Genomic DNA, 17,795 nt, shown 5'->3' with positions numbered 1-17,795 from the left:
AATAGAATAAAAAAACTGTCATTTTAAGTGAATTTGAAACAAAATGTTTCTAAACCAACGAAAAATGACAGCTTCGGTAAAGCCTGATATTCCAAGCTTTTATTTTAACAATGATCGTTATAAGCGTCTTTAAGATTCTCTGCAATTAATTCTGCAGGACGTCCTTCAATATGGTGACGCTCTAACATGTGAACTAATTCTCCATCTTTAAATAATGCCATAGAAGGTGAACTTGGAGGAAATGGTACCATGTGTGCTCTGGCAGCATCAACCGCGTCTTTATCTACACCTGCAAAAACAGTTACGATATGATCTGGTTTTTTTGCGTTTTGTAAACTCATACTAGCACCTGGTCTTGCATTTGCTGCTGCACAACCACAAACAGAGTTTACAACCACTAAAGTTGTGCCTGCTTTTGCAATGGCATTATCTACAGCTTCTGAGGTGTGTAATTCTTCAAAACCAACCTTGGTTAAATCCTCACGCATTGGTTTTACTAATTCTGCTGGATACATATTTTTTATTTTTAATTAATTCTTATGTTTGTTCCGATAGTTATCGGACTACAAAGATAATGAAAAATAGTGCGCAGGCTTAACGAAATGGTTGGCAGTTTTAATGGCGCTATTGTCCTTTTCAATGGGATGTAAAATAAAACTATCTATTAAAGGTATATCGAAAACCATCGGAGGCCAAGCCTTCGTCTAAAATGAGTTGAAAATTGGTTAAGCTTTCAAGTTTTAAATCGTTGTTCTCGATAACTACTATGATATCGTTCTCTGTAGATATCACTTCGTAACTGTAAGTTCCTGATGGGTAGCCACTATGTATAACTTCGGAAGTGTTAGAATTGGTAACTATAATTTCAGAGGTTTCAGTTTTAAAATCCCAAGTTATTATTCCAGATTCAAAATCATCGTCAACACCTGCTAAACCACCAGAAACATTTACTAAAGACCAAGTACCATGAAGTGTCGGATTTGTATTTTGCTGCGAACCGTCACTAAGATCACAGCTGTATGTGATTAGTAATAAGAATAAAATATACATATAAGATTTCATAGACATACTGTATTGGTTCTGCTTGTAAGATGTCTCTTTATAGAAAAGGTTGCGTACAAAACGTAACAATTTACATTTTCATCCCACTTACATATAGTATATTTACAGCTTTATAAAATTAAAATATTATATGAGTTTTGCAAAATGGGTTGGTGGTGCTTTAGGTTGGTCGTTTGGTGGTCCAATTGGTGCTATTATAGGATTGGCTTTAGGTAGTTTTGTTGATAATTTAACGGATAGTGGAACACCTTTACTAGGTGATCGCCAAGCAGGAAAGCAACGAGACTACGGTCAACGCACATCTAGACCAAGAACACAGTCTGGTGATTTTGAAGTAAGCCTATTAATTTTAGCCTCTATAGTTATAAAAGCGGATGGTAAGCAAGACCAACGCGAACTCGATTTTGTGCGTCAGCAGTTTTCTAATATGTATGGGAAAGAGCGCGCGAATAAGGCCTTTGAATTGTTTAAGCGTATTAATAAACAAAATATATCTACGCGTCAAGTATGTTTGCAGATTAAGCAAATGATGGATCATGCATCGCGTTTACAATTGCTTCATTTTTTATTCGGAATAGCTAAAGCTGATGGGATTGTTACAGAAGATGAATTACGTCAGATTTACACCATAACGGGATATTTAGGAATCAGTAATAGGGACTTTGAAAGTATTAAAGCCATGTTTTATAACAGTAGCGATAATGCGTACAAAATCCTTGAGATTGATAAATCTGTATCGGATGCTGAGGTTAAAAAAGCATACCGTTCAATGGCGAAAAAATACCATCCAGATCGTGTTGGTCATTTAGGTGAAGAACATCGCGAAGGTGCCGAAGCTAAGTTTAGACAAGTGCAAGAATCTTATGAGCATATACAGAAGGAGCGTGGGTTTAAGTAAGGGAGTTGTAAATCGAAATCGAACTTGAACTTGAAATCGAAGGTTACATTACCCTATAAACACTAAGAAATTAACCTTTATAGCTTCAATCTACCTGTTGTCAGTGGTTGTTGGGATTTAGTTAAAAGGTAAAACAGCAGTTATTCTTTACTCTTTTTTTCTTTCTCTCGTTTTTCAATGTATTTAAAGTAGCGCTGTGTTTTATACTTGTTGTAGATGAAAATACACAGGACAATAAATCCTAAGATAATTAATCCATTTTTACCGGTAAAATAATTTAAAAGTTTCATGATGATTTGAAATATTGAGCTAAGTCGGTATTAAGCGTTGAATCTTTCAATATTATGCTAATTAGATTTAGATACATAGAATTTACCCTCTAAACAAAAAGAAATCATCTTTCATATCTTCAATCTGTGCATCTTCATTTGTAATAATATAATCAATTGCTTTTGAGGTAAATTCATCACCTTTTTCGGTTAATGAAACCACTTGATTATCAATATGAATCATATTATTTTTTTGGGCTAAATCGAGCACGGTTTTAGCACGTACTTTTTGCCAATTTATATGTTCATAAAGGTGATTGACGTGGCGTTCTTCAACTTCATCATGGTTTTTTAAGTGTAATAAAAACGTGAGTAAAGAGACTTCGGTACGTTGTTGTTTTTCTCTGTACATCACTGCTATAATACCTTTTGAAGGCGCAAACAGATACACCAATAAAAATACCAATCCAAGAACCGTTGTTATGGATCCTGCAATAGAAGCATCTAACCAATGGGCTACCCAATACCCAAAAATGGCACTAAATATTCCAAAACTTATAGCTAAAGCCAGCATTTTCTTTAAATTGGTAGTGAGTAAATAAGCCGCAGCAGCGGGAGCAATCATTAAGGCTACGACTAAAATAGCACCAACGGCATCAAAAGCTCCAACAGTGGTTACAGAAGACACCGACATTAATCCGTAATGAATAACGGCTGGTGAAAAGCCAAGAGAAGCCGCTAGACCTTTATCAAACGTGCTCACTTTTAACTCTTTAAAAAACAGGAATAAGAGTGTAATTGTAATTAATAAAATAGTACCGACCACCCAAAGCGATTTCGGTCCAACGTCAGTGCCACCAATTATTAAGCGATCAAAAGGAGCAAAAGCCAATTCACCTAATAAAACGGCATCAATATCTAAGTGCACATCATTGGCGTTTTTAGCAATAAGAATCACACCAATACTAAACAGAGCAGGAAACACCAATCCAATGGCAGTGTCTTCTTTAACCAAGCCTGTTTTTTGAATGTACTCCACTAAAACCACGGTTATAATTCCGGTTAATGCAGCTAAAAGAATTAATAGTGGGCTATTTAAATCTTGTGTAATAAAAAAACCGACCACGATTCCTGGTAGAATAGAATGACTAATCGCATCGCTAATCATGGCCATTTTTCGCAGCACTAAAAATGTTCCTGGAATGGCACAAGCCACGGCAACTAAACCAGCAATCAATTGTATTTCGAGTTGTGCATTACTCATCTTCGGTGGATTGTTTAGTGTATAAATTGGAGGCAGCCTCAAAGCCAGTTTTGGTTAAACTCCACATATTTCCATTGAGATGCACATAATCTTTATCTACCAATTTTTGAAGTGTACCTTTAGTATAGCCTTGAAAATTATTTAAAAGTTTTATGGTATGCGGATGCGAAATATCGTCGTGCGTTTCTGCTATATGATGCATAAATGCTAAAGTTTTATGAAGCTGTAAGTCGCGACGATTTTTAATAAAACGAATTTGTTTAAATAATAAGCCGCGACTCGGAGAAAATATAAATGAAAACACCACAAAAACACCAGCCACTAAAACAATTACAGGTCCTGTAGATAAATTATCTTGACTCGCACTAATGGCTGTGCCAAATACTCCCGAAAAGGCTCCAAAAATAGCCGCTAAAAACACCATCATTGATAAGCTGTTTGTCCATTGCCTGGCAGCAGCAGCAGGAGCTAAAAGCATAGCGCTCATTAAAACCACTCCAACAGTTTGTAAGCCTAAAACAATGGCTAAAACAATAAAGCTCGTAATAAGAATATCTATGAATTTAGTATTGAAACCTAAGGTTTTGGTATAATCGGCATCAAACAATAGAATTTTAAACTCTTTCCAGAAAGTGAGCATTACAGCTAAACAAAGTCCTGTTACAATGGCCATCGTCCAAACGTCACTTTCTACTAAGGTTGCGGCTTGCCCAAAAAGATACTTGTCTAAACCGGCTTGATTGGCATTGGGTTGTTTTTGTATAAAGGTTAATAACAACATCCCAAATCCAAAAAACAAGGATAAAATTAAACCCAAAGCAGTATCTGATTTTAAATGGGTTTTGGTGACGATACCTCTAATCCAAAACGTCCCGATTAAGCCACTAATTAAGGCTCCAATAAGTAAAGTGTTACTGTCTTTTGCACCAGTAATTAAAAACGCAATAGCAATGCCTGGTAAGGCCGCATGCGAAATAGCATCGCCTAATAAACTTTGTTTTCTGAGTACAGCGAAACTTCCCAACATTCCTGTAACCGCACCGAGAATGGTGGTTCCAAGTGTAATGGTTCTAAGGGTGTAGTCTGTGAAGACGAGTTTTATGTATTCTGTGATGTCCATAATTCCTGCGAACGCAGGAATCTCCCGTTTCGCATTAGTTTATTTTGTTTTGTCATTCCTGCGAAGGCAGGAATCCACTTTTATACTTTTGTTTTCTTGTTTAGATTCCTGCCTTCTCAGGAATGACAGTTACTCCTGAATACTCACTTGATAATTAATCCCGTAAGTTTTCGTTAAATTATCATCATTAAAGATGTCTTTTACAGGTCCTGTGGCAATTTTCTTCACGTTTAAAAAGGTCACCCAATCAAAATATTCGGGTACGGTTTGTAAATCGTGATGCACAACAATCACGGTTTTTCCTGCTTTTCGTAATTCCTTTAATATGTTTATAATCGCTATTTCTGTGGTCGCATCTACACCTTGAAACGGTTCGTCCATAAAATAGATAGCTGCATTCTGTACTAAAGCTCTTGCTAAAAATATACGTTGTTGTTGACCACCAGATAGCTGACTTATTTGTCTATTTTTAAAAGCTAACATGCCTACTTTTTCTAAGGCTTCTAGTGCTGCTTTCTTCTCTTTTTGGCCAGGACGTTTTATCCAACCTAAACTGCCATAGGTTCCCATCATCACCACATCTAATGCAATGGTTGGAAAATCCCAATCCACACTGCCTTTTTGTGGTACATAAGCAACGAGTTGCCGTTGTTTGTCGTAAGGTTTATCGTAAATAGTTACGCTTCCTGCAATAGGTTTTAAGATGCCAAGAATGGCTTTTATGAGTGTCGATTTACCAGCTCCATTGGGACCAACGATGGCCATTAAAACACCTTCTGGAATTTCTAAATCAATATCCCAAAGTACAGGTTTGTAGTTGTAGGCAACGGTAAGGTCATCTACTTTTACGGCAATAACTCCTGCGGAAGTAGGTGTCTTATCATTAGGGCTACTATGTTTTATGTTTTCCTTTGAGTCTTTTTTCATTTTAGAATTGAACTAAGTTTCATGAGATTCCTGCGTTCGCAGGAATTTTATTTCAAGGCATTCACTATAGTATTCACATTATATTCAAACATTCCAATATAGGTACCTTCTACTGTGCCAGCGTTTCCAAGTGCATCGGAGTATAAGGTACCGCCAATTTTTACATCGTGACCTTTCGAATTTACCGCAGCTTGTAACGCTTCGATGGTTCGTTTGGGTACTGAGCTTTCTATAAATATCGCTTTGATATTTTTCTCAATAATAAATGCGGCTAATTTTTGAACGTCTTGCACTCCTGCTTCAGTAGCTGTAGATAACCCTTGTAAACCGACCACTTCGAATCCATAAGATTTTCCGAAATAATTAAACGCATCATGTGCGGTAACTAGAACTCTTTTTTCCTTTGGAAGTGATTCAATTATCCGTATTATCCTATTTTGAAGTTCTTCAAGTTTAACAATGTAGGCTTTTTTGTTGTCTTCAAAAGTTGTCGCATAATCGGGTTTTTTTTGAGTTAAAATAGAGCTGACCTTTTCTGCAAATTGTTTGTAGTATTCAATATTAAACCAGACATGTGGATCGTAATTTGAAGCAAAATAATCTGAGCCTATAAGTGTGCTTTTATCGAGCTCGTCTGCTAATGCAATAGGTGTTTTAGCCTGATCTCCCATTTTTTCAAACACCTCAACTAATTTACCTTCTAAGTGTAAACCATTGTAAAAAATAACATCTGCATCCACCAATTTAGTAACATCGCCAGCACTTGCTTTATATAAGTGTGGATCTACACCACTTCCCATTAAGCCTTGAATATTAACTACATCTCCTCCAATATTCTGTACCAAATCTGTAATCATGGTTGTTGTAGTTACTATATTTAGTTTTCCATTTGCTTTAGGTGTGTCTTTACAAGCTGTGAAAGTGAATGTGATAGCTAATAGGAAAATTATTTTTTTCATACATCTAAATATTTATTGCGAAAGTACTAAAAATAGAGATACTTGAGATTAACTTTAGAAGCAATTTCAAAAAATTAAAATGCAGATAAATCGGAATTAATAGCGTTTGGATATTTATGGTCTTATACTCTCATATTATTTTTAGGGCATAATTTTAGAGCGTAGTGTTTTATAGAATTGCGTTTGCTTATTTTTAGATGGGTCTAGTTGTTCTACAAAATTAAAGTAGGCTATAGAAGCTCGTCTCAACTCTGATTCTAGTATGTCATTATCTGTATATTTTGAGTTTTTAAAATGTAATAGAAAAATGACTTTTCGTTTTAAGATGTTTTCGGCTTCTAATAGATTCCCTAATGCTTTGTAAGTGTTTACAAGGTTATTACAGGATATGAGATATATTTGAGTAAAGGGAATTTTTAGTTTTTTACAGTTTGATGGGTGGTTATTTAAAATTTCAGACCTGTATAGCGCATTTTTATAGCCTATTAATGCTTTTTTGAATTGTTTTTCTTCAAAGAGTTTATTAGAAGTTTTTGTTTTAGTCTTCCAGTAATTTTCAATATCGTTGAGGGAAATGTCGCTCATGAGTAATATGTTTTAATTGATAGACAGCTAAACCGCTTTTTGATTAAAAAAAGCGGTACTGTCTAACTCTTAGAATATGAAAAAAAATAGTAACAGTTACTTGGTTACTATGCTGTTAATGCCACTGTTTAACGTAGCATTGATAGGTTTAATTAAGCATATTTAATAATTGCTTAGAGGTATAATAATTGTAAACCTGTTGTTCTATACCGAAATCTTTATTATAGATTAAAGTTGCAGGCAGTGTTACTTGTTCACCATCTTGAGATGCTAAAAGCAATGGCAACTCGTGTATGCCATTGCGTTTTGTTTTCGCTTGTTTGTTGGTGAAGGTGACGCCATCAAAAACAATAGTTTCTAAGGATTCAACATCCATTTTTAAGGCGTAGTAATCACGGTTTATCTGTTTTATAACCGCGGTCTTTGTAAAGACTTCGCGATCTAATTTTTTACAATAGACACACCATTCAGCATTAAAATAAATGAATACTGGTTTTGGTTCTTGCTCAATTGCTTTTTCTAGTTCTGTCCATGTTTTCCACTGAATTTCTGTTTTATCCTGAGATAATACCATCTGAGAAATAAGGAAGAATACTAATGTTAAAAACGCATGTTTCATACTAACGGGTTTTAAAAGTCGCCAAATCTAAGTCCGATAAAAAATGTTCTTGGTCGGTTAGGTCCGTAGATATAAGTTGAATCTCTTCCTGCACCACTATCAAAATCACTTTGGTAGCTGTCAAACAGATTTTGAACACCGCCACTTAATTCTACATGAAAATTATCGATGGGATCAAAATGATAGGTTAGTTTCGTGGTCATATCAAAAAACGATTCGGTATCATTTAAGGTTACAAACCCAGAATCACTTACTACAAGCGGTACAATCATTGACCCTGTATAATTTCCTGTGACATCTAATTTAAGCGATTCGCTCATTTGCCAATTAGTAGTTAGAAATCCATAGGTATTAGGTGATCTTACAAATTCATCAAGAACAACATCTTGTTCTCCAGGAATGCTGCCATCGGCTTCAAACAGTACTTGATCTTCTTTATAAATTGATTTTTGTAACGTAACACCTGCTTGGAAAAACAATTCTGAACTTGGTGACACACTCAATTCAATATTTGCTCCTGTAACATAAGCTCCAGCGCCATTTCTAGTTTCTTCTAAAATAGAACCGTTAGATAAAGAAGCACCTGTACTTACAATAGTAAATGGGTTTTCTAATGTGGTATAGAAGCCTTCAACTAATACGTTGGTTTGTGTTTTATTGAAATCTTTTGAATAATCAAATGAAGCTGTATAGGCATTTGAATACTCACTTTCTAGTTCGTTTGATAATATGACGAAACGTTGTTCACCACCAACTGAAGAAATATGAAGATCTTCATTAAATGCTTGAGGTGCTCTAAATCCACGAGCGTAACCACCTCTAAATTGAAGCGCATCTGTAAAGTTGTAAAGGATAGTAAGTCTTGGACTGATAACCGTTTCTGAAACATCTGAAGTACTTTCAATAGCTTCAATGGTGTAATACCCATCTACGTTGACATGGTCTAAACGTGCTCCAAGAAGTGCAGAAAATTTATCTGTAGGTTTCCATTCGTATTGGCCGTAAACTCCAAGGCTATTTACTTTTTGGTCCACAAGACGATTATAGCCAATAATAGCATCATCAGTGTCGTTTAATTGATATTCTACTCCAGTGGTGATCACATCATTGTTACCAAACGTATGGTTGTATTTAGCGCCAGCAACAAAGGCTATATCTTTAGTGTTTCCAAAGGCGTTATTTGCTGCGATAGAATCTTCTGCGGTTCTTCCGCCACCAAGTCCGCCGTAATAACTACCTCTATCCGTATATTGTATAGATGAGTAAACGCTTAAATTTTGTGTACGCTCATCATTAAAAAGTTCGTAATCTATACCTGAAAAAACAGTGTTGTGCTCAAGCTCTTCTGTAACATCTGTAAATTGCGGTGATAATTCTAATTTGTCGCCACCACGTCTATATTCGTGTATAGCCGAAAAATCTAAACCAATTTTACTGTTGTCATTAGGTTTTAAAAAGGTTTTCATTCCTAACGAGTTATTGGTTAATTCGGTGATTTCACTAAAACCATCTCCGTTGGCATCATAAGCATCACGACTACGTAAAATACCATATACAGTTACACCACTCGTTAAATCTTCACTCACCACAGAACCGTTGATATTAACGCTTCTGTCTGCAGTTTCGCCATCTATTAATGCTAAAGAAGAGTTGATTTCCCAGCTGTCATTTACAGGTTCTTTCGTAATAACATTAACCGTACCTGCAATAGCATTTGAGCCAAATAATGCAGAGCCACCACTACGGACAACCTCTACGCGATCTATCATACTAACAGGAATTTGCTCTAAACCATACACGCCATTGAGGGCGCTAAATACAGGGCGACTGTTCACTAGGATTTGTGTGTACTGTCCTTCTAGACCGTTCATACGCACTTGTGTAAAACCACAGTTTTGGCAATTGGTTTCTAAACGTACACCAGGTTGGTAACCTAAACCGTCTGCTAAATTTGCTGATTGTGTGGCATTAAAAAGTTTAGGACCTAACACCTTAACTATCACAGGAGCTTCTTTCTTACTGATGCGATTTCTTGTGGCACTAACTACAACTTGGTCTAAACCGAGAACATCTTCCGTTAATTCAAAATTGATGTTTTGGTCAGTACCTGCAACTAAGGTAATTTGTTTTTCTTGTGTACGGTAACCTTGAGATTTAACTACTAATGTTAAGTCTCCAGACTTAATGGTCATTTTGTAGTTACCGTTTTCGTCGGCATCGGTTCCTTGAGTGCCATTTTTAACATAAATACTAGCGTAGGGAACTGGTACTCCTTCAGTTGTTATCTGACCAGAAATTGTTGTTTTATCATCTTGTGCAGAAACTAAAGTGACCATAAATAAGCTTATGAGGGTAAAGTATTTCATGTAGTTGTAATTTTTTATTTAGCGTTATATAATTAAAATTTTAGGCAAAGCTAAAAATATGTTTTTAATAAAAAAAATATATCTTTGTGTAAATTAAAAACTTGTGACTTTAGCAGAAGAAAATTACCTAAAAGCGATTTATCATTTAGAACAGCAATTTAAAAATGGTGTATCTACAAATGCCTTAGCTGAGGAAATGAATACCAAGGCATCGTCGGCTACTGACATGGTAAAGAAATTAGCTGATAAAAACATGTTAACGCATATTCCTTATCAGGGAGCTACCCTTTCTGAAGCTGGTCGAATTTGTGCGGTAAAAGTGATTAGACGTCATCGACTATGGGAGGTGTTTTTAGTTGAAAAATTAAATTTTTCTTGGGATGAGGTTCATGAAGTTGCTGAGCATTTAGAGCACATTAATTCCGATAAGTTGGTTGACGAATTAGATGCGTTTTTAGGGCATCCTACTTACGATCCTCATGGTGATCCTATACCAGATAAGGAAGGTAAATTTACCTATATTGAAAAAATTGTTTTAGCTAAAAGTGAAGTTGGTGCGACCTATAAATGTATTGGAGTGGATGATACATCTTCAAAATTTTTAAAATATTTAGATAGTAATAATATTGGGCTTGGTACTATAATTAAAGTGATACACAAAGAGCCATTTGATAATTCTCTAAAGTTAGCTTTGGGCGATACTGAAATTGTAGTGTCTCAAAGTGTCGCTAAAAATCTGTATTTGAAGAAGATCTAGATAATACAGTCGCTTAAATAGAGCATGGCACTGCGTCCTTTTTAGTGACAACCACAGCCATCATCTCCACCACAAGCTTTTGACGACTTTTTCTTAGGCGACCAAAAAAACTTTCGAATTAAGAATAGTACGGCCAATGCCAATGCTGTAAAGACTAATATGTTTTGAATAATGGTATTCATATATACATAATTTAAAACCTGCTAGGTCTATATCAAAATTTGATAAGCCACCAATGCTACAATATAAGCAAAAGCACTCATAATTACTAATTGATACATTGGCCATTTCCATGAGTTAGTTTCTTTTTTTACAATCGCAAGTGTACTCATACATTGCATCGCAAAGGCATAAAATAACAGCAACGAAATACCAGAAGCAAAGTTAAACAAAGGACCACCAAGAATTGGGTTGACTTCGCCAGCCATTCTATTTTTAATGGTTTCTTCTTCGTCACTACCCACACTGTAAATGGTGGCTAGTGTACCAACAAACACTTCACGTGCAGCAAAAGAACTCACTATGGCTATACCAATTTTCCAATCGTAACCTAAAGGTCTAATGGCTGGTTCAATCGCATGACCTGCAATACCAATAAAGGAATGTTCTAGTTTGTGAGATTCTATTTTTTGATGTAATTCGTCTTCAGATAAGTTTTCGGAAGCAAATTTTTCAGTTACAATGCTTTCGGCTTTATTAAAGTTGTCACCTGGGCCATAAGATGCTAAAAACCAAAGTATAATTGAAATTGCTAATATAATTTTACCAGCACCAAAGACAAATGCTTTTGTTTTTTCTATAACCGTTAATGCTACGTTTTTAAATAAAGGCAATTTATAGTTTGGCATTTCTACAACGAAGAAACTCTTACTTTTAAAATTCATGATCTTGTTTAAGATCCACGCAGAGCCAACGGCAGCACCAAAACCAATAAGATATAACAACATTAAAGTTAGTGCTTGGTAGCTTATAAACCCTAAAAAACGACCCTCAGGAATAACCAACGCAATGATGATAAGGTAAACAGGTAATCTAGCCGAACACGTAGTGAATGGAGTGACTAGAATGGTGATTAAGCGTTCTTTCCAACTTTCAATATTACGTGTTGCCATAATCGCAGGAATGGCACAGGCAGTACCCGAAATTAAAGGCACTACACTTTTTCCACTCAAACCAAACCGTCGCATAATGCGGTCCATTAAAAAGACCACACGACTCATATAGCCGCTTTCTTCTAGAATAGAAATAAACAGAAATAAAAACGCAATCTGTGGAATAAAAATAACGATACCACCAAGCCCAGAAATTATACCTTCTGCTAATAGGTTGGTAAAAGCACCTTCTGGCAAAGTGTTTTTAGTCCATTCGCTTAAGGAGGCAAAAGAACTATCAATAAAATCCATGGGTACACTAGACCAATCGTAAATGGCTTGAAAAATTAATAATAAAATGACTCCAAAAATTAAATAACCCCAAACTTTATGCGTTAAAATACGGTCTAGTTTTATTCGTAAATCTTTAGCCGAATTTAGGTCAATAGTTTGCCCTTTTTTTAAGGTTTCATTTATAAATTGATACCGTTTTATGGTTTCTTTTTGTTGCAGTCGTTTTAAGTCTGCATTAGATTTGGTTTTAAAGTCTTCAACAGCTTCAATGGTTTTTCGGTCTGTTTTTCCGAAGTTGACATCTTGGGTAATCACTAACCAAAGCTTGTACAACAATTGATTAGGAAATGCTTTACGTAAGTTGTCAAAATACGATTTATCAATAGTAGACGCGTTTAAACAAGGTTCTGAAGAAAGCTCTTTATAGTGTGTAATTAACTCTTTAAGCTCTTGAATACCTTTGTTTTTCCGAGTACTTATTAAGGCAATTTTAGTGTTTAATTCTTTTTCTAAATATTCGATATCTAACGAAATGCCCTTGTATGCCATTCTATCAGACATATTAATAACTAAAATTGTAGGAATTTGTAAGTCTTTAATCTGAGTGAATAGTAACAGATTTCGCTTTAAGTTTTCAACATCACTTACAACAACAGCAACATCAGGATAATCTTTATCATTTTTATTGAGAAGCAATTCTATAACTACATTTTCATCTAAAGAAGAGGCGTTTAAGCTATACGTTCCTGGTAAATCTATGATATGTGCTTTAACACCACGTGGCAATTTGCAAATGCCTTCTTTCTTTTCGACTGTAATTCCAGGATAGTTTCCAACTTTTTGGTTTAATCCAGTAAGCGCATTAAAAACAGATGTTTTTCCAGTGTTTGGATTCCCAATTAAGGCTACATTGATTTGCTTACTCATTTGTAGTTTCAATTAAAATATGAATAGCGGTTTCTTTTCTAATAGCTAAATGACTACCATTAATATTAAGATACATGGGGTCTGCAAAAGGTGCAACCTGAACAAGTTCTACCAAATTACCAGGTAAACAACCCATTTCGAGAAGCTTTAATGGTATGTGTATAGATGATACATCTGTAATTATACCTTGTTGTCCGCGTTTTAAATCAGCTAAAGTCAACCTTATTCTTATTTAGATTAATTTTAAAGAAGCAAAAGTAAGTGATTTTTTTTAGTGTATAAAGCTAGTCGATGAATATTTGAAAGTAGGATGATTTTCTAAGAACCGCCAAAATATTTTAGGGTTTCAATATCCTCTAATAATTGGTCAATATCTTCTGGATTTGTACCATCGTAAAAGCCTCTAATTTGACGTTTTTTATCAATTAACATAAAGTTTTCTGTATGAATCATATCATAGGCATCGCCATTACCATCGGTCTTAACTGCTAAATAACTTTTCCTAGCGAGTTCATAAATTTGCTTTTTATCGCCTGTTACTAAATTCCATTTTCTATCAATAACGCCTTTTTCTTTAGCGTATTTTTTTAATTGAGCAACACTATCGATTTTTGGGGTTACAGAATGTGATAATAGCATTACCTCGTCATCATTAATAATTTCATTTTGTATTTTTACCATGTGATCTGTCATTATTGGACAAATAGTTTGGCACGTAGTGAAAAAGAAATCTGCAACATAAATTTTATCCTTATAATTATTTTGCGTTACTATTTCACCGTTTTGATTGGTTAAACTGAAATCAGCTATTTTATGGTATTTTAATTGATATTGAATAGCGCTATCTACTAATTCTTCACTTACCATTCCAGGTTGATACACTGCTAATGGTTGCTTAACGTTTAAAACATTATAAATTATAGTCAGGATGACTACACAAAGAATAGCGAAGAATATTCCGAATTTTTTATACCCTTTAAAAAAAGAAAGAAATGACATTATAAATATTTATAATTAAGTTGAAATACAAAAATACGATTGAATCTCAATAAAAGCTTTATTTTTAACATTAAAAGGAATCGTTATGAAACAATTATTGGCATGTATAACCGTAATCTGTGCTGTGCAATTACATGCTCAAGATTATAGTGAAACTTTAAACGCAATTCGTAATTCTGAAGCTGAAACAGCGCTACGTCAAATGATGAATAATCAGAATGCTAATACAGGTAATTACGATGTAAAATATCACCGACTAGAATTGAATGTAGATCCTTCTATTGTTGAAATTTCGGGTGATATTACTACTTATTTTGAAGCCAAAGAAGACATGACAGAAATTACGTTTGATTTGGCTGATAATATGACGGTTTCACAAGTTTTACAACGTGGTACAAGTTTAAGTTATCTTCAAAATACTAATGACGAATTGGTAATTACCTTACCAATAACACAGTCGCAAGGAGTATTAGATTCCTTAACCGTCAGTTATACTGGGAATCCTATAAGTTCTGGTTTTGGGTCTTTTGAACAAACGACTCATGGTGGAGATAATGATCCTATTATATGGACACTTTCTGAGCCTTATGGTGCCAAGGGTTGGTGGCCATGTAAACAAGATTTAATTGATAAAATAGATTCTATTGATGTTTACATTACCACACCAGAATTAAATCCATCGAATAAAACATATGTAGCAGTATCTAATGGTTTAGAACAGAGCCAAAACGTTGTAGGCGGACAGAAAACAACTCATTTTAAACATAGACATCCAATTCCGGCGTATTTAATTGCTATCGCAGTAACAAATTATGATGTGTATTCGCATGAAGTGACTAATAATGGAAACCCTTTTGATATTGTAAATTATGTGTACCCAGAAAATTTAGCTTACGCACAGTCAAATACAGGCGTTACCGTTGATATTATGAACCTTTTTATAGATTTATTTGAAGACTATCCGTTTGCAGACGAAAAATATGGCCATGCGCAATTTAGTTGGGGAGGAGGTATGGAGCACACTACTGTTTCGTTTATGGGTTCTTTTACTAGAGGACTTATTGCACACGAGTTAGCACATCAATGGTTTGGGAATAAAATTACCTGTGGCAGTTGGAAAGATATTTGGTTAAATGAAGGTTTTGCAACCTATTTAGCGGGTTTGGTTATAGAAGATATGGATGGTGAGGCAAGTTTTAAAACATGGAGACAGCAGACGGTAAGTAATATTACGTCGCAGCCAGATGGCGCTGTATATCTTACAGATCAAGATACTACAAGTGTTAGCAGGATTTTTAGTAGTCGACTAAGTTATAATAAAGGAGCGATGGTGCTACATCAATTGCGTCGAAAACTTGGTGATACTGATTTTTATCAAGGATTACAAGACTATCTAAGCGCACCAGAATTAGCTTTCGATTATGCTAAAACCCAAGATTTTATTGATGTTATGGAATTGTCTACAGGTCAAAATTTAGATGAATTCTTTAACGATTGGATTTATAATCAAGGCTATCCAAGTTATTCGGTAAATTGGAATCAGGATGCTAATCAATTGCAATTAACACTTTCGCAAACGCAGAGCCATTCATCTGTTTCGTTTTTTGAAGCTGGCGTACCTATTCGGATTTTAGGAACTTTAGGTGAAACTTTAGATGTGGTTTTAGACCATACTGTTAATAATGAGGAATTTTTTGAAACTGTAAATTTCACGGTTCAAGAGGTGTTATTTGATCCGGATTATCATTTAATTTCAAAAAATAATGCCGTAACTTTAGGAACCTCAGATTTAGATTTTAATACAGGTATTACTATATATCCCAATCCTACATCGTCTTCTATACACATTGAAAAACCCGAACATATAACGATTGAAACGATTAAAATTTACAATAGTTTAGGCCAATTATTGCTGCAACAAGGTTGGGCAACTGAAGTGGATTTAAAATCCTTAGCATCAGGTGTATTGTTCGTGCAAATTCAAACAAAAGACAATATCATTAATAGAAGAATTATAAAAAATTAGAAACGTTAGCCTTTTAACTGAATGCTAAGGTTTATTTAAATATGTGTTTGATATAAATATCTTACTTTTGCAAATCGAAATTTGAAAATAATTACATGGAATTTGTTATAAAAATATCTCAATTTTTACTCAGTTTATCTTTGCTTATTGTACTGCACGAGCTTGGACACTTTATACCTGCAAAACTTTTTAAGACCAAAGTCGAAAAATTTTACCTCTTTTTTGATGTGAAGTTTTCACTTTTCAAAAAGAAAATAGGAGATACTGTATATGGTATTGGTTGGTTACCGCTTGGAGGTTACGTAAAGATTGCGGGAATGATTGACGAGAGCATGGATAAGGAAGCCATGGCACAACCACCACAACCATGGGAGTTTCGCTCTAAACCAGCATGGCAACGTTTAATAATTATGCTTGGTGGTGTTACAGTGAACTTTATCTTGGCCTACTTTATTTACGTCGCTATTTCATTTACTTATGGAGATACCGATGTAACTACGGACAGTATGAAAGACGGTTTCTGGATAGAGAATAAACTGCTTTTAGATGTCGGTTTTAAAAATGGAGATAAAATATTAGCAATTAACGACGAAAAAGTTGATACCTATTACGACGTTAGAAAAAACTTAGTAAATGGAGAAAAGTATTCTATTGAAAGAGATGGTAAACAGAAAGAAATTGTACTCCCAAAAGATTTCTTAGGTCAGCTATCCTCAGCAGAACGAAAAAATGGAACCTTTAAGTTAAGAATTCCGTTTATGGTTGGAAGTGTACCAGATTCATCAGTAAATGCTGGTGCAGACTTAAAAGAAGGAGATATTCTGTTGTCTGTTAATGGACGTGAATTACGTTATTTTGATCAGGTAGAATCGCGATTAGATGACTATAAAAATCAGTCTGTAAACGCTACATTTTTGAGAGATGACGAAAAAATAAATAGAGACCTAAAGATTGATGCCATTGGTAAAGTTGGAATTTTCCCTGCATCACATAACTCAAGATTTGCAGAGTTAGGTTATTTTAATATTATTCATAAGGATTATACGTTTTTAGAAAGTTTTGGAGGTGGAGTAGATAAGTTTAGTGAGCAAGTTTCTGGTTACTTCGATCAATTAGGAAAAATCTTTACACCGAGTACAGGAGCTTACAAAGGCGTTGGTGGCTTTAAAGCTATTTTCGATGTGTTCCCTGACCAATGGATATGGCAAGACTTCTGGAGTTTAACAGCCTTTTTATCTATAATGTTAGCGATATTAAACTTATTGCCTATTCCGGCATTAGATGGCGGACACGTTGTGTTTTTATTGTATGAAATGATTTCGGGACGTAAGCCAAGCGAAAAGTTTTTAGAGCGTGCACAAGTTATTGGATTCTTTATTTTAATCGCTTTAGTGCTGTTTGCCAATGGTAATGATATTTTTAAAGCCATGACAAATTGATTGTTTTTTAGATTTTAACAAAAAAAATAATATTTCGTTTTGTAGAAATGAAAATAGTATATATATTTGCGCTCGCTAACGCGAAAAATAACCTTCCTCTTTAGCTCAGTTGGTTAGAGCATCTGACTGTTAATCAGAGGGTCCTAAGTTCGAGTCTTAGAAGAGGAGCAAACAAAGCCACTAGAAATAGTGG

At 34.8% G+C, this 17,795-nt stretch carries 17 protein-coding genes and 1 tRNA gene; 5 read left to right on the top strand and 13 right to left on the bottom strand.

Annotated features, from left to right (window positions below; translation table 11 throughout):
• Window positions 1-104: 104 nt before the first annotated feature.
• Both K1X16_RS09030 and K1X16_RS09025 read right to left on the bottom strand, forming a co-directional pair.
• The gene (locus K1X16_RS09030) at window positions 105-515 is read right to left on the bottom strand and encodes a BrxA/BrxB family bacilliredoxin (RefSeq protein ID WP_195870203.1); all 411 of its coding nucleotides are present in this window, start codon (window positions 513-515) and stop codon (window positions 105-107) included.
• A 142-nt stretch (window positions 516-657) separates the two neighbouring features.
• Entirely contained in the window at window positions 658-1,062 is a 405-nt protein-coding gene (locus tag K1X16_RS09025; RefSeq protein WP_225035850.1) for a hypothetical protein, read from the bottom strand.
• A 130-nt stretch (window positions 1,063-1,192) separates the two neighbouring features.
• Between K1X16_RS09025 and K1X16_RS09020 the strand changes: the two genes are divergently transcribed.
• Window positions 1,193-1,960: a TerB family tellurite resistance protein gene (locus K1X16_RS09020; protein WP_195870201.1), complete on the top strand. Its 768-nt coding sequence runs from the start codon at window positions 1,193-1,195 to the stop codon at window positions 1,958-1,960.
• Window positions 1,961-2,332: 372 nt separating this feature from the next.
• Here the strand turns inward: K1X16_RS09020 and K1X16_RS09015 are convergent, their stop codons facing one another.
• From K1X16_RS09015 to K1X16_RS08985, 7 genes are all read right to left on the bottom strand, one after another.
• Window positions 2,333-3,493 carry a metal ABC transporter permease gene (locus tag K1X16_RS09015; protein ID WP_195870200.1) on the bottom strand — a complete coding sequence of 387 codons (1,161 nt, stop codon included), beginning with the start codon at window positions 3,491-3,493 and terminating at the stop codon, window positions 2,333-2,335.
• Window positions 3,486-4,613 carry a metal ABC transporter permease gene (locus K1X16_RS09010; RefSeq protein WP_225035849.1) on the bottom strand — a complete coding sequence of 376 codons (1,128 nt, stop codon included), beginning with the start codon at window positions 4,611-4,613 and terminating at the stop codon, window positions 3,486-3,488. Before K1X16_RS09010 ends, K1X16_RS09015 begins: the two co-directional genes overlap by 8 nt.
• Before the next feature lie 129 nt (window positions 4,614-4,742).
• A complete protein-coding gene (locus K1X16_RS09005) occupies window positions 4,743-5,540 on the bottom strand; it encodes a metal ABC transporter ATP-binding protein (protein WP_225035848.1) in 798 nt (265 codons plus the stop codon).
• A gap of 47 nt (window positions 5,541-5,587) precedes the next feature.
• A complete protein-coding gene (locus K1X16_RS09000; protein WP_225035847.1) occupies window positions 5,588-6,499 on the bottom strand; it encodes a metal ABC transporter solute-binding protein, Zn/Mn family in 912 nt (303 codons plus the stop codon).
• 141 nt (window positions 6,500-6,640) lie between these two features.
• Window positions 6,641-7,084 (bottom strand): tetratricopeptide repeat protein, encoded by a 444-nt coding sequence (locus tag K1X16_RS08995; protein ID WP_195870197.1) that lies wholly within the window; start codon window positions 7,082-7,084, stop codon window positions 6,641-6,643.
• 148 nt (window positions 7,085-7,232) lie between these two features.
• Window positions 7,233-7,703, bottom strand: coding sequence for a thioredoxin family protein (locus tag K1X16_RS08990; protein ID WP_195870196.1), 471 nt, complete (start codon window positions 7,701-7,703; stop codon window positions 7,233-7,235).
• An 11-nt stretch (window positions 7,704-7,714) separates the two neighbouring features.
• Window positions 7,715-10,069, bottom strand: a complete 2,355-nt coding sequence (locus K1X16_RS08985; RefSeq protein ID WP_225035846.1) for a TonB-dependent receptor — start codon at window positions 10,067-10,069, stop codon at window positions 7,715-7,717.
• Between the two features lie 103 nt (window positions 10,070-10,172).
• Between K1X16_RS08985 and K1X16_RS08980 the strand changes: the two genes are divergently transcribed.
• Complete coding sequence (locus K1X16_RS08980) at window positions 10,173-10,826, top strand: metal-dependent transcriptional regulator (RefSeq protein WP_225035845.1); 654 nt, start codon at window positions 10,173-10,175, stop codon at window positions 10,824-10,826.
• Between the two features lie 41 nt (window positions 10,827-10,867).
• Here K1X16_RS08980 and K1X16_RS08975 read toward each other — a convergent pair whose 3' ends face one another.
• The 4 genes from K1X16_RS08975 to K1X16_RS08960 all read right to left on the bottom strand — a co-directional run bounded on the left by K1X16_RS08975 (window position 10,868) and on the right by K1X16_RS08960 (window position 14,137).
• Complete coding sequence (locus K1X16_RS08975) at window positions 10,868-11,008, bottom strand: FeoB-associated Cys-rich membrane protein (protein WP_195870193.1); 141 nt, start codon at window positions 11,006-11,008, stop codon at window positions 10,868-10,870.
• Window positions 11,009-11,035: 27 nt separating this feature from the next.
• On the bottom strand, window positions 11,036-13,138 hold the full coding sequence (gene feoB, locus K1X16_RS08970; protein ID WP_195870192.1) for a ferrous iron transport protein B: 2,103 nt from the start codon (window positions 13,136-13,138) through the stop codon (window positions 11,036-11,038).
• On the bottom strand, window positions 13,131-13,364 hold the full coding sequence (locus K1X16_RS08965; RefSeq protein ID WP_195870515.1) for a ferrous iron transport protein A: 234 nt from the start codon (window positions 13,362-13,364) through the stop codon (window positions 13,131-13,133). Before K1X16_RS08965 ends, feoB begins: the two co-directional genes overlap by 8 nt.
• Window positions 13,365-13,456: 92 nt before the next feature.
• Window positions 13,457-14,137 (bottom strand): SCO family protein, encoded by a 681-nt coding sequence (locus K1X16_RS08960; protein ID WP_195870191.1) that lies wholly within the window; start codon window positions 14,135-14,137, stop codon window positions 13,457-13,459.
• Between the two features lie 85 nt (window positions 14,138-14,222).
• Here K1X16_RS08960 and K1X16_RS08955 point away from each other — a divergent pair, with 85 nt between their 5' ends.
• The 3 genes from K1X16_RS08955 to K1X16_RS08945 all read left to right on the top strand — a co-directional run bounded on the left by K1X16_RS08955 (window position 14,223) and on the right by K1X16_RS08945 (window position 17,770).
• Complete coding sequence (locus K1X16_RS08955; protein WP_225035844.1) at window positions 14,223-16,163, top strand: M1 family aminopeptidase; 1,941 nt, start codon at window positions 14,223-14,225, stop codon at window positions 16,161-16,163.
• Between the two features lie 95 nt (window positions 16,164-16,258).
• On the top strand, window positions 16,259-17,602 hold the full coding sequence (gene rseP / locus K1X16_RS08950) for an RIP metalloprotease RseP (RefSeq protein WP_225035843.1): 1,344 nt from the start codon (window positions 16,259-16,261) through the stop codon (window positions 17,600-17,602).
• A gap of 94 nt (window positions 17,603-17,696) precedes the next feature.
• Window positions 17,697-17,770, top strand: a tRNA-Asn gene (locus K1X16_RS08945).
• Window positions 17,771-17,795: the final 25 nt, after the last annotated feature.

This window comes from Winogradskyella sp. SM1960, from assembly GCF_020179375.1.
Classification (GTDB): Bacteria; Bacteroidota; Bacteroidia; order Flavobacteriales; family Flavobacteriaceae; genus Winogradskyella; species Winogradskyella marina.
The sequence above is the reverse complement of the archived record's forward strand: the minus strand, read 5'-3'. Positions and strand labels throughout refer to the sequence as shown.